Consider the following 11,701-nt stretch of genomic DNA (forward strand, 5'->3'; position numbering starts at 1 on the left):
CTATAATTAATTATTGGAAATATAGACGAGGTTAGCATGGCAGCCTAGTACGGCATCGAGCTTGAAATCGCTTATTCATTGATGACTTTCAACATCATTTCTGCATAAAAAAAGCAGGCCGCAGCCCGCTTCTAATATTTCATTATTTCACTTTAATTTCAAACACTTTATCAGAGCCGCCTTTAACCTCGCCTAATGGAGATTTTTGCACATTCTCAATGATATCGCCATTTGTGATGATAATCGGTGTAATCGTGCTCGCTGCTTTTTCTTTAATTAAATTCAGATCGAATGTAATCAATTTATCTCCAGGTTTTACTTTGTCGCCTTCTTTTACAAATGCTTCAAAGCCTTCCCCGTTCATCGCAACTGTTTCAAGTCCGATATGAAGCAGAATTTCCATGCCGGTTAAGCTTTTAATTCCAATCGCATGTTTCGTGTGGAAAAGCTGAATGATTTCTCCTTCAACTGGAGATACAAGTGTCCCTTCAGAAGGTTCAATCGCCATTCCGTCACCCATCATTTTTTGAGAAAAAACCGGATCCGGAACATCTTCAAGGCTCAGCAATCTACCTGTAAGAGGTGCGTAAACCGTTTCTTCTGTTTGCTTTTCAGTTTTTTTGCCAAATAATTTTTTCAGCATATTCATTCTCCTTTTCTGCATTGATCTCTACTATTAGAAATACCCTGTACCCCTGAAATTAAACGTTTCCCTAAGTGTGAAAAAGCCCGTCCCCTTATTTATCTTCATTATTTAATCACAAAAAGCTTAAATCAAGCAACAAATTCACGGGTTTATGCATAATTTAGCCTAAAAGAGCGAGGAGAGCATATTTATGAGTGAAAAAAAACAAAATCCTCTTTATGAGCTCGCTGAACAATTTTTTAGCGAAAGCTCATTTAAACAGGATTTAAATGAATTCGAAAAGATGTTTCGGTTAAAAAGCAGCGCATCCTATCTTAAAATTTCTCAGTTCGAAGAAAACGGCTATTATTTTGTTATTGCGGAGCTTCGGGGAATTAAAAAGAAACAAGTCAGCATTGATCTGCATGAATGTTATTTAACTATTACCATTACCCATCAGGAAGAAATCAACATCCAGCACACAGGCGGCTCCAGTGTTTCCCAAACATGCGAGCATATCTCTAAAACAGTATTATTGCCTTTTGCTCCCGATAAAAATCAAATAAAGACAACCTATAAAAACAGCTGCATGATGATTTCATTTCCTTTTGAAGAATCTTTTTTGCCGCCGTCCAAAAATTAACACCATAATTAACCCCCTCCTATAAGAAACTATAAGCAGGAGGTGCATGACATGCAGAATGAACATACTAAACGGATTAACGCAGAACCTTCAGATTCCCCAAGGCTTGTGATTAAGACAAATTTGGACTCTTCCACCCCTGCTGAAGAGAATCCCTATTACTCAGGCAGCGATAAGGAAAAAACAAAAAAATATTTTGAGGACCGCTGAACATGGATAAATCACTGAGCTATTTGCGCGAAGTTCTGTCCAATTATCTGGAAGATCACGAAGTCAGCAGGCATTTATATCAAAAGCTGTCTCAGCAGGCCTTTGATGACGAAAAACATTTTGTGAGAGATTTATCTGAGAAAGAACTGTCATTTCTAAATAAAATGCTGCCTCATGAAATCAAGCACGCCATGGGTGAACAGGATTATGTGCGTGTTGATCAGCTGAATGAAGTTTATGAGGAACTGCTGTAGAGGTGTTTAAATGAAAGAGAATGGATCTTTTAATACAAGAAAATACAGCAATACTGATACTGAAAAAGTAAAACAGCTGAATGCTCAATCAGGCCTGTCTTATCAGGAAGTTAAGGAGGCTCTGGCCCGCCAATTTGCATCAAACAACAAAGAATCATAATAAACAAAAACGCGTGCTGTCTTTCACGCGTTTTTGTTTTGATCATCATTATCCCTTTCGACTACTGACTGTTTATATGCCTGATGAGTTGTTATCGCAGCACCTGCAGCAATAAAGCCATTTGCAATGCTGCTTACAGAAAAGCCTAATGTAAATACGCTTGCAATTATCCCCGCTCCAAGCAGAATCCAGACAATCATCCAATCCTGAACTTTTGGGGTCCTTTTTAAGGCATATCCCAAAATCATCAAGGCTGGCACAACAATAACCAGCTGAGGATGAACGCTGATTTGATCAAACACGCTTGAAAGTGCGCCTGTCACCACCCAGAACACCTCTTTTTCCATTATAGTTCATGCAGGAAGCCCAATTTACACTTTAAACATGGATGTAACACCTTTTACAAGCGAACTCATCTGGTTCACTGCACCCATCATCTGCCCTGCCGTATCCATCACTTTATTAAAATCCATTTGTCCGTCCGGTTTTTTAAATTGAGACATGACAGTTGAGATTCCCCCAGCCTGATTTTTAGCATTTGGCACAGGCTTTGGATAAGGATTTGCATACATGGCCTGCTGGATCATAGTCTGCGGCTGCTGCACCGGAAACCCTTGAGTTTGATAGCCATTCATATAAGGCGGTATTTGTCCCTGCTGATAGTAAGCTGGATTTTGCTGCATTTGTTGATAATTATGTTGAACCTGAGGTAAATATGTCGGGTTTTCATATGGAGGATACCCTTCATATGGATAGTAATAGCTAATTCTTTCTTCTTTTTTTCTTCTGCGGTTTTTAAATGAATTTCCTCCGGCTGAATACATGTTTCATACCCCTTTCCCATACATTAGGCTATTTCATACGTATGCTGAAAAAAGCGCTCCCGTGCTTATCCTTTAAAGTGAAAAAATATGTCAACTCTTGTCGGAAGTTTAAATTTTACAAAAAATTAAGATAAAAAAATGACATGATACGATATTAGCAAGGGGAATGGGAGGAGATACATGATGCAAAGCATAAAAACTGCATTTTTTGAAGCGAAGCAATATGAACCGAATAGCATGGGCGAGCTCCTGAATTTTATTAAAACCATGTACATCAAAGGTGAATTATCCATCAGCGAATACAGAACTGCTGTCATGCTGCTTGAAACGTCTGACACATCTAATCCCGGACAGGAAGTAAACGCATAGCCAATATTTTCTTAAACAGAGAAGCAATCCCTTCTCTGTTTTTTCTTTTAAAATACATAATCCTCCTGAATGAAACCATATTATGAAGGACTCTTATATCAAAAAATGGAGGTTTTCTATATGGGAAGAGGCAAAGATTTCAATCACCAGAAAAAAGGACAGGATTTAACGATTTCAAAAAAAGGACAGCCTGTCGCTGCGAAACATTCTAAAGATGTCGAATATGCAATTGAGCCTGTGGCAAGTGAGGGAGACCGTGCTGTGACCCTTCAGGAAGCACGCGAGATTGATGAATAAATAAGGGAAACCGGCTCAATTTTGCCGGTTTCTTTTTTAGGCTCTTTTAGTAAAGCTTGTTGCGAATGTTTAAACATTGGGTGGATTGCAGCCGAGATCAACGGATGAATGTATAATCATAAACAACAATCAATTCGAAAAGAGCCTTATTTAACAACAAAAAAGCCCCCCTCTTCTATAAGGAGCTTTCCGTCTGAATATGTGCAATGACTTGTTCAATCACATAGTCAATGGACTGTTTCATGTTTTTAAATCGTATTGGTTTTGACTCCTTATAAAAAGACTGCAGCACAAGCTGTTCGAAATTTTCTACTGTAGAGTCGATTTGAGCAGGAAATAAATATTTTGGTCTCGCCGTGATTCTCCATGTCAAGACATCTTCTTTCCACTCATTCATGATCGCCATCGCCTCTTCAAATGCAGGCTTTACTTCATTAAAGAAATCTACTTCATCCTTTTTTTTTGCATCATTTTCAAAACGGCTGACACATTCGCCTGTTATATGAAGGAGCTTATTTGAGTTATTCAGAATTTTTATATTCATGTTTTGCATCACCTCTCTGGGGTATCTTACCAAACATGAACCTAAAATTCCATTATCATCTGATCTCTAGTAACTTAATCGGTATCTCGGCTGCACTCTGGAGTTCGTGTCCTCCCTTATCCCTTCCTCGTTCAAAAACCTGCTAGCTTCCATTACATGCTGAGCAGCGCCTTCCATGTTCTTATACAGTTCTTCTTCACTTTGGCAGATTGTTTCCGTTACTCTTTTTTGTATGGCAAGTTCTAATTTCGTCATCTCTTCATCTAATTCCATCAATAATTTTTCTACAACCATCTTAGGTATGAGGTGCTCCACGCTGACTCCTCCTTTCAATCTACAGGTACTATTCGAGAAGCTTTTCCCTCCTCCCTTCAAGGGTGACAAAACTAGTTTCCATTCGCCAAAGAAAGAAGAAAATATTGGATAAAGCTTAATTTTCGACATTCCCTTATGCGACATTCTGCATGAAATCAATCTGCGTGCAAACAATACTGATAGGAGGTGGCAACATGGCAAAAGAAACGAAAAAGAAACAGCAAAAACAACAATCTCAGGCACCATCAAAAAACGACCTGGATAAAAAGCTTGGCGGGCCGAACCGCCCATCGACATAGAAAAGCGGAGCCGACTGTTCAGGCCCGACAGACAGATAAGAATTCACCCGAAAAGTCCGGTTTTGACTTTTTGGGGGAATTTGTTCTGGCCGAGGGACTAGGAGGCGGAGCTAGACACTGTGTATTACGAAATTTCCGTTTAGCTCCGACAGACAGATAAGGATCAGCCAGTGAAGGCGCTTTTTGCCTTTGCTGGATGAGCCGTTCTGGCCGGGGAGTTGGGCGATGGAGCTGGACAATGAGAAAAGCGGAGCCGACTGTTCAGACCGAGGAGTCAATACCGAATTCATGGGGTATCGGAATTAATTGGAGGGGTTTCCAAATTAATTGGAGGGGTTCTGCAATTAATTCATGGGGTTTCGGAATTAATTAGAGGGGTTCCAGATAAATTGGAGAATTTTGTTCTGGCCGAGGGGCTAGGAGGCGGAGATGGGACCACTTGCTTCAAAAAAGAAAGCAAGGATCAATTAATCCTTGCTTCTTTTCCCTTTATTGATTAAGTACTCATTCAGCAAAGAAAATGCATGCATTTGATTTTGTTTTTTTATATGCCACTCTGTCATTTCGAATTCGTTTGGAGTTGGCAGCGGGCTGTACCATTTTTCCATCGGCTGGCCATGAAACCAATTTCTTTCTTTTACGTCTAATTGGTGTGAGATCATCGGATAGGATGTTCTTAAATAAGGTGTGTCTCTTTTTCTTCCGTCACTCAAGTGCTTTTCATAATCAAATCTGGACCCTGTATGTGGTGTCCGTTCTGAGAAGTCCATAAAATCCGGAAAATATTCCGGGTGAAATAGCAGCCAGGCTAAAGATCTTCCAAGCTTGATGCGACTTTTCAGCTTTTTAAAATCGTGAACGGAAAAACCGAATAATCTGCCTTCTAAAGTAGGGAAAACGACTGTGCTAAAATGAAAGAGGTCCTGAAAGAAAAACAGCGGTGTATGAAAAACCTTTCTTTTAAAAATAGCCTTTTCGATAATTGGCTTCTGAATTAAATGCTGTTCGTTAATGATCAGCGATGTCATTAAATGTTCAATGTTTTTTTCTACCCAAAAACCCTGCCATACTTTTTTCATAAACGGCGAAACATGGAATTCATCCAGCAAATGAAAAAGAGGCCGGCCTGTTTGTTTTGAAATCTCATACAGCAAGAGCTGGGGATACGCATCGGAGAAAATAAGCCAGTTTGCATCTTCATAAGTCAGAAACAATGCCTTTATCATTTTTTTATTTATCATTTTTTGAAACCAAGTGCCTTTTAAATCCGTCATACAGTAGCCGGCATTCCGTGATACCATGCCTGCAAGAAATGCCCATCTAATTTCGGGATTTCTTTTATAATATCGATTGTAGCTTTCTGTTCTCGATATGTTGTCGTAATTTTTTTTTAATGTCGTATTCTTTATAAGTGCTATAATATTATTTTCTTCTATTGTTCTTTGCTTCGACGGGAAATCTTGATTGATGTGCATACGTTCACCTCACTTCTTATAGACTATCCTGATTGAAGCTGAAGTACACATAAGCAGCGTTAACAAAATCGAAACTTTTTCACCATGTCTTTTTCTTTTTTTTTGATATGATAAGTAGTAGTTTTACCTGAGGAGGGAAGAAATGATTTTTCGTTATCCTAACGGAAAAACGTATAACCCGAGTACTGCTCCGCCTAAACAGCGCCAGCCGAAAGAAACCTACAGCAACAGAGGGATGACGCTTGAGGAAGATTTGAACGAAACAAATCAATATTATTTAGACAGAGGCATCGCTGTCATCCATAAAAAACCGACCCCTGTTCAAATTGTAAATGTAGATTTCCCAAAACGGAGTGCAGCCGTTATCCGGGAAGCTTATTTCAAACAGTCATCTACAACAGACTATAATGGCGTTTATAAAGGAAAGTATATTGACTTTGAAGCAAAAGAAACGCAAAGCAGTACATCCTTTCCGCTTCAAAACTTCCATGAACATCAAGTCAGGCATATGAAAATGGTGCTTGACCAGGGCGGACTGTCTTTCGTCATTCTTTCTGCCTTCCAATCATTTTATCTGATGGAAGCTGCCATTCTTCTTGAATTTTGGGAGAGAAAAGAAAACGGCGGAAGAAAGTCGATCACAAAAAAAGAAATTGAATTAACATCCCACCCCATTCCGCTTGGCTATCAGCCTAGAATTGATTATATTAAGGTATTGGAAAAACTGTATTTTCTATAAACCATAAGCGAAGCGGATTTTGTAAAATGAAAGGTTGGAAAAAGCAATGTCAGATCAATATAAAAGCCGCGAAGAACGCAGAAAAGCGTTAGCGCAAACAAGTAAAAGCAAAAACAAAAAACCAAATAAACCAGAGCGCGGATCTCTCTTTAAACGCATCCTGTTCATCTTAGTTTCCATCGGTCTGATCGGCCTGATTGCAGGCGGAGTTACTTTTGCAGTAATTGCTGCAGGCGCCCCGAAGCTTGATGAGAAAAAATTAAAGGATTCCTACTCTTCTACTATCTATGATAAAGAAGGCAATGAAATATCAGAAGTAGGAGCCCAAAAACGAACCTATATTTCTTATAATGATATTCCCAAAAAATTAGAAGAAGCCGTCCTTGCAACTGAGGATGCCCGTTTTTACGAGCACAGCGGCGTAGATGTCATCCGTCTCGGCGGAGCTGTAGTAGCGAACGTCACACAGGGTTTCGGCTCACAGGGCGGAAGTACCATCACACAGCAGGTTATTAAAAATTCTTTTTTTACACATGAAAAAACAATCACTAGAAAAATACAGGAGCTTTGGCTCGCTTTTCAATTAGAGCAGAAATATTCAAAGCATGAAATCCTGGAAATGTACTTAAACAAAATCTATTACCACCCTCAATACTATGGTGTCGGGAAAGCTGCAGAAGGATTTTACGGCAAAGAGTTAAAGGATCTTGAACTGCATGAAGCAGCAATGCTTGCAGGCATTCCGCAAAGCCCTACAAATTTTGATCCAAGAAAAAATCCGGAGTCAGCAGAAAAAAGACGCAATATCGTTCTTAACTTAATGGTAAAGCAAGGGTTCATTACTGAACAAGAAGCAGAAGAAGCTAAGAAAGTGCCTGTACAGTCAACGGTCGTTCCCGAGAGAGAAAAATCGAATCCTTACAGCGCATATGTAGAGCAAGTCATTGAAGAAGTAAAAGATAAAACAGACATTGATGCAAGTTCAGCAGGTGCAAAAATCTATACAACTATTGATACAGATGCCCAAAACTATGTTGAAGAATTGCTGAATGGAAGTGAGATCGGCTATCCTGATGACAACTTCCAGGCTGGGGTAACCCTCATTGATACAGAAACAGGCGAAATCCGCGCAATCGGCGGAGGCCGCAATCAGAATGTCGGTGACTTCAACTATGCAATTGATACAAGAAGACAGCCTGGTTCAACGATTAAGCCGGTTCTGGACTACGGTCCGGCAATCGAATACCTAAAATGGTCAACGTACGAACAAATTAAAGACGAACCTTATACTTACTCAAATGGCGTGAAAATCAATAACTTTGACAGAGGGTATAAAGGCCAAATGTCTATCCGTGATGCCCTCGCTCAATCACGTAATATTCCTGCACTAAAAGCTATGCAGGAGGTCGGTGTTGATAAAGCGCGCGACTTTGCAGCAGGTCTTGGCATTCCGCTTGAAGAAGAAATACCGGAAGCCTATTCAATTGGCGGTTTTGATACCGGTGTCTCCCCTCTTCATATGGCGGGAGCATTTGCTGCATTCGGAAATAACGGGATCTATACAGAGCCTCACGCTGTAACGAAAGTTGTTCTAAGCGATGGCACGGAAATCGATCTCTCTCCTGAGCCTGAAGCTGCCATGAGTGATTATACAGCTTACATGACAACTGATATGATGATCTCTGTTGTTGAAGAAGGCACAGGTACAGCTGCCCGGGTACCTGGTGTTACAGTAGCAGGAAAAACTGGAACAACGAACTTCTCTGAAGAAGACAAAGCAAGATACAACGTTCCTGCAGGCGGTGCAAAAGACAGCTGGTTTGTAGGCTACACACCTGAGTATTCAGCAGCCGTATGGACTGGATATATGAAAAACGATGAAAAAATGCACTTAACAAAAACAGATCAGCAGCTTGCAAAAAAAATCTTTAAAGAAGTAATCTCAGAAGTTTCAAGCGGTGATGGCAAAGACTTTAATAAGCCGAATTCCGTTGTGAAAATAACGGTTGAAGATGGTTCAAATCCTCCTAAGCTTGCAAGCAAATTTACTCCTGACAGCAAAAAAATCAGCGAGTACTTTGTAAAAGGAACGGAGCCTACAAAAGTTTCTGAGCAATATAAACGACTTGCGAAGCCATCCGGCTTTAAAGTGGATTATGATCAAACAAGCAATCAGATAACACTCAGCTGGGACTATAAAGATGACTTAAAAGACGCTGTATCCTTTGAGATCAGCCAATCTGTCGATGACGGTCCAGCACAAGTCATCAATAATACGAAAGATACCAGCATGGTGATTCCAAATGCTGTTGCCGGTTCAACGTATAAATTCTACGTAACCGCAGTAAGTGACGATGACGGCTCAAACCGCAGTGATTCTGCAGCAGCGGTTTTAAAAGTTCCTGAAGCAGTTATTGAAGAGCCTGTTGAACCAGAAGAACCGCCTGCTGAAGAACCAGGTGAAGAGCCTGGTGAAGGTGAATTGCCTCCTCTCGAGGAGCTTCCTGATGAAGGTGAACTGCCTCCTGGTGAAGAACCTCCTGGCGATGGCGATGATGAGGGCGACGACGAAGGCGAAGGGCAGCCTGGTGAAGGTGAAACCCCCCAAGAACCAAGCAATCCGCTCGAACCAGTCCCTCCGACAAATCCTCCTGGCAACGGGAATGGAAATAATGGGAACGGAAATGGCAATGGCGGAAATGATGATGGTGATGGAAGTTCAGATGGAGATTAATGATAGGGACCCCTCTGCTTAAGCAGAGGGGTTTTTTTATGATCGGCGGTTTCCTGCATATGTATAAATGAAAGTGCCGCACTAAAAAACGCAAGGATCAAAAACTGATCCTTGCGTTTTATTTATTTCGGCTGCTCATAGCTCTTTTTTTATGATATTGTTTAACCGTTTCTTCAATAAGCTGATCGAGCTGAATAAAGGAATGATATTGTTCCGGTTTTAAAAGCACATACATCAGTCTTTCAGACGGATTGAACGGCTTCGCCGCAAAAGCTGTGAAATCAGACGGCTCTATATTTAGATGATGGACTGGAGTTTCATTGCTCCAATAAATCATACAGATCAAAATGGAGATCCCCTTAATCATTTCTGCTTTATCAGCTTTCCTTGCTTTTGAAGAGATCCCGCTCTTGATTGTCTCCTTAATTGACTGCCATTTATCAATTAGAATTGGGATACTTATTTCAGGATTTTTCCAAGGATGAAAATCGATGTGCACATTCGCTTTAAAGCAAATATCAAAATAAAAGGGATTTGCTTTGATCATTTCTTCCGCTGTTGCCGCAGAATTCAGCGGTATTGTTAATTCATTCTTGCGAAAGAATGGCTCAACCTTAAAGGCGTCAGGCAGATTAATTAATCGCTGCATTCCGCACCGTTCCCTTTTTCATTCTTTTTTGTCCTTCACGGCACATGTGAAGCAGCGGGCATTCCGTGCATTTTGGCGCTTGCGCTTTACAGTGGTACCTTCCAAAAAAGATGAGGCGATGATGAGTAAGCGACCATTCTTCCATCGGCACTTTCCGCATGAGTGTTTTTTCCACTTCCATTACGGAGTCTTTCCATTTGCATATAGCAAGTCTCTTGCTGACTCTCTCAACATGTGTATCAACTGCAATAGCAGGAACTCCAAAGGCAACAGATACAACGACATTGGCTGTTTTGCGGCCAACACCTGGAAACTTTGTCAGCTCGTCCCTGTCCTTAGGCACAACTCCCCCATATTCTTGGATAAGAAGGGTGCACAGTTTTTGGATGTTCTTAGCTTTATTGCGGTATAAACCAATCGATCTGATATCATTTTGCAGTTCTTCAATCGGTACTGCTAAATAATCTTCAGGCGTTTTGTATTTTTCAAAAAGCTGTTTCGTTACTTTATTGACCAGGACATCTGTACACTGTGCAGACAGGGCCACTGCAATGACAAGTTCAAAAGGGTTGCTGTGATTCAGCTCACAATGTGCATCAGGAAAGAGCTCACCGATTGTATCAAGAGCTTCTCTGATTTGTTTCATATTCAGCATGCGATCACCTGTTTAGTTATTGTTTGTAAAAATCTCATGAAGAAGTTAACTCTCCAGCCAATTATAAAACGGCACTTTTCGTTTATATTCTTCATCTGATTGATTTTGCTTTTGTGGCTGGGATTGATGCTGCCGGAATCGTTTGCCGTAATTGCGCGCCTGATCGATTGTCCGGATCCCGTTTTTCTTCCACTCAAATAAAATTCTGTCGATATACCTGAAGTTTAGTTTACCGGATATGACGGCTTCTTTCAAAGCTGCTTTTATGATAATCGGATCATGATAATCCTGATCCATCCAAATTGACAGAGTTTCAACTTCAAACGGTGAAAGAGGCCTTCCGAATTCACTTTCAAATACAGGATACAAATTCACGTTTTCCTGCTGCTGTTTTTCTTCTGTTTTTTTCTCATCTTTCATCAGCATAAATTCATATATTTTGCTCCAAAGAGGTTTCAGAGAGTACCGTTCGTATTTGATGGAAGCTTGCTCATATTCCTCAATGTCTAAAAATCCTCTTTGCAGCAAGCTTCTGAGAAGGGATGTACATGAAGATACAGAAATGGACATGTTACTTGATAATTCACTTGGAGTAGGAAACTGATTTCCATTTTGAAGATGGAGATTGACTTGAAGAAGCAAAACAAGCTCCTCTTCTTTAATTCCGATTTGATGATAATGCATAATTAGTGCTGCAGGAACAGATAGCGAGCCCTGCTCTTGCATGTTAACAAATTGCTCTTTATTCATAACGAGTCACCTCACCTAAAATAGTATAACATGTCCAAGCAGAAAAACGGTGATGGACTTTCATGGAAAAGCGGAACCGACTGTTCAGCTTCCTTATTTATAAAAACAAGGAAATATAAACCCGTTACTGCGAACCTGTAAACAAAATGTGAGCCTCCT

18 protein-coding genes are annotated in these 11,701 nt (G+C 40.4%); 9 read left to right on the top strand and 9 right to left on the bottom strand.

Going from position 1 to position 11,701, the window contains the following annotated elements; all coding sequences use genetic code 11:
• Positions 1-142 precede the first annotated feature (142 nt).
• The gene (locus AC3ISE_RS13645; protein ID WP_489221416.1) at positions 143-643 is read right to left on the bottom strand and encodes a PTS sugar transporter subunit IIA; all 501 of its coding nucleotides are present in this window, start codon (positions 641-643) and stop codon (positions 143-145) included.
• A 193-nt stretch (positions 644-836) separates the two neighbouring features.
• Here AC3ISE_RS13645 and AC3ISE_RS13650 point away from each other — a divergent pair, with 193 nt between their 5' ends.
• The 4 genes from AC3ISE_RS13650 to AC3ISE_RS13665 are packed head-to-tail and all read left to right on the top strand — an operon-like array spanning position 837 to position 1,892.
• Positions 837-1,268 (top strand): Hsp20/alpha crystallin family protein, encoded by a 432-nt coding sequence (locus AC3ISE_RS13650; protein ID WP_489221417.1) that lies wholly within the window; start codon positions 837-839, stop codon positions 1,266-1,268.
• 51 nt (positions 1,269-1,319) lie between these two features.
• Positions 1,320-1,478 (top strand): hypothetical protein, encoded by a 159-nt coding sequence (locus AC3ISE_RS13655; protein WP_489221418.1) that lies wholly within the window; start codon positions 1,320-1,322, stop codon positions 1,476-1,478.
• 2 nt (positions 1,479-1,480) lie between these two features.
• Positions 1,481-1,732 (top strand): sigma-G-dependent sporulation-specific acid-soluble spore protein CsgA, encoded by a 252-nt coding sequence (locus AC3ISE_RS13660; RefSeq protein WP_070876310.1) that lies wholly within the window; start codon positions 1,481-1,483, stop codon positions 1,730-1,732.
• A 10-nt stretch (positions 1,733-1,742) separates the two neighbouring features.
• Complete coding sequence (locus AC3ISE_RS13665) at positions 1,743-1,892, top strand: hypothetical protein (RefSeq protein ID WP_489221419.1); 150 nt, start codon at positions 1,743-1,745, stop codon at positions 1,890-1,892.
• Positions 1,893-1,915: 23 nt separating this feature from the next.
• On the opposite strand, the gene AC3ISE_RS13670 is transcribed toward AC3ISE_RS13665, so the two are convergent.
• Together AC3ISE_RS13670 and AC3ISE_RS13675 are read right to left on the bottom strand one after the other, a co-directional pair.
• Entirely contained in the window at positions 1,916-2,239 is a 324-nt protein-coding gene (locus AC3ISE_RS13670) for a phage holin family protein (RefSeq protein ID WP_489221420.1), read from the bottom strand.
• Positions 2,240-2,263: 24 nt separating this feature from the next.
• A complete protein-coding gene (locus AC3ISE_RS13675) occupies positions 2,264-2,716 on the bottom strand; it encodes a YppG family protein (RefSeq protein ID WP_489221421.1) in 453 nt (150 codons plus the stop codon).
• A gap of 180 nt (positions 2,717-2,896) precedes the next feature.
• On the opposite strand from AC3ISE_RS13675, the gene yppF reads away from it, so the two are divergent.
• On the top strand, positions 2,897-3,085 hold the full coding sequence (yppF, locus tag AC3ISE_RS13680; protein WP_489221422.1) for a YppF family protein: 189 nt from the start codon (positions 2,897-2,899) through the stop codon (positions 3,083-3,085).
• Between the two features lie 120 nt (positions 3,086-3,205).
• The gene (locus AC3ISE_RS13685) at positions 3,206-3,382 is read left to right on the top strand and encodes a hypothetical protein (protein WP_165970867.1); all 177 of its coding nucleotides are present in this window, start codon (positions 3,206-3,208) and stop codon (positions 3,380-3,382) included.
• 175 nt (positions 3,383-3,557) lie between these two features.
• Here the strand turns inward: AC3ISE_RS13685 and AC3ISE_RS13690 are convergent, their stop codons facing one another.
• Together AC3ISE_RS13690 and AC3ISE_RS13695 are read right to left on the bottom strand one after the other, a co-directional pair.
• A complete protein-coding gene (locus AC3ISE_RS13690) occupies positions 3,558-3,926 on the bottom strand; it encodes a DUF1798 family protein (protein ID WP_070876315.1) in 369 nt (122 codons plus the stop codon).
• A 66-nt stretch (positions 3,927-3,992) separates the two neighbouring features.
• On the bottom strand, positions 3,993-4,241 hold the full coding sequence (locus AC3ISE_RS13695) for a hypothetical protein (protein WP_070876317.1): 249 nt from the start codon (positions 4,239-4,241) through the stop codon (positions 3,993-3,995).
• 194 nt (positions 4,242-4,435) lie between these two features.
• Between AC3ISE_RS13695 and sspM the strand changes: the two genes are divergently transcribed.
• Complete coding sequence (gene sspM / locus AC3ISE_RS13700; RefSeq protein WP_070876319.1) at positions 4,436-4,540, top strand: acid-soluble spore protein SspM; 105 nt, start codon at positions 4,436-4,438, stop codon at positions 4,538-4,540.
• A gap of 467 nt (positions 4,541-5,007) precedes the next feature.
• Here sspM and AC3ISE_RS13705 read toward each other — a convergent pair whose 3' ends face one another.
• Positions 5,008-6,015, bottom strand: a complete 1,008-nt coding sequence (locus AC3ISE_RS13705; protein WP_489221423.1) for a DUF2515 domain-containing protein — start codon at positions 6,013-6,015, stop codon at positions 5,008-5,010.
• 145 nt (positions 6,016-6,160) lie between these two features.
• Between AC3ISE_RS13705 and recU the strand changes: the two genes are divergently transcribed.
• Positions 6,161-6,754 (top strand): Holliday junction resolvase RecU, encoded by a 594-nt coding sequence (gene recU / locus AC3ISE_RS13710; RefSeq protein WP_489224338.1) that lies wholly within the window; start codon positions 6,161-6,163, stop codon positions 6,752-6,754.
• Positions 6,755-6,800: 46 nt separating this feature from the next.
• Positions 6,801-9,488, top strand: a complete 2,688-nt coding sequence (locus AC3ISE_RS13715) for a PBP1A family penicillin-binding protein (protein ID WP_489221424.1) — start codon at positions 6,801-6,803, stop codon at positions 9,486-9,488.
• Positions 9,489-9,606: 118 nt separating this feature from the next.
• On the opposite strand, the gene AC3ISE_RS13720 is transcribed toward AC3ISE_RS13715, so the two are convergent.
• Genes AC3ISE_RS13720 through AC3ISE_RS13730 form a run of 3 tightly spaced genes read right to left on the bottom strand, consistent with a single transcriptional unit; the run spans position 9,607 to position 11,542 of the window.
• Positions 9,607-10,137, bottom strand: coding sequence for a YpoC family protein (locus AC3ISE_RS13720; RefSeq protein ID WP_489221425.1), 531 nt, complete (start codon positions 10,135-10,137; stop codon positions 9,607-9,609).
• Positions 10,121-10,792 carry an endonuclease III gene (gene nth, locus AC3ISE_RS13725; RefSeq protein ID WP_489221426.1) on the bottom strand — a complete coding sequence of 224 codons (672 nt, stop codon included), beginning with the start codon at positions 10,790-10,792 and terminating at the stop codon, positions 10,121-10,123. The genes AC3ISE_RS13720 and nth overlap by 17 nt, the downstream gene beginning before the upstream one ends.
• 45 nt (positions 10,793-10,837) lie before the next feature.
• On the bottom strand, positions 10,838-11,542 hold the full coding sequence (locus tag AC3ISE_RS13730) for a DnaD domain-containing protein (protein WP_489221427.1): 705 nt from the start codon (positions 11,540-11,542) through the stop codon (positions 10,838-10,840).
• Positions 11,543-11,701 lie beyond the last annotated feature (159 nt).

Source organism: Metabacillus sp. KH_069, from assembly GCF_057838075.1.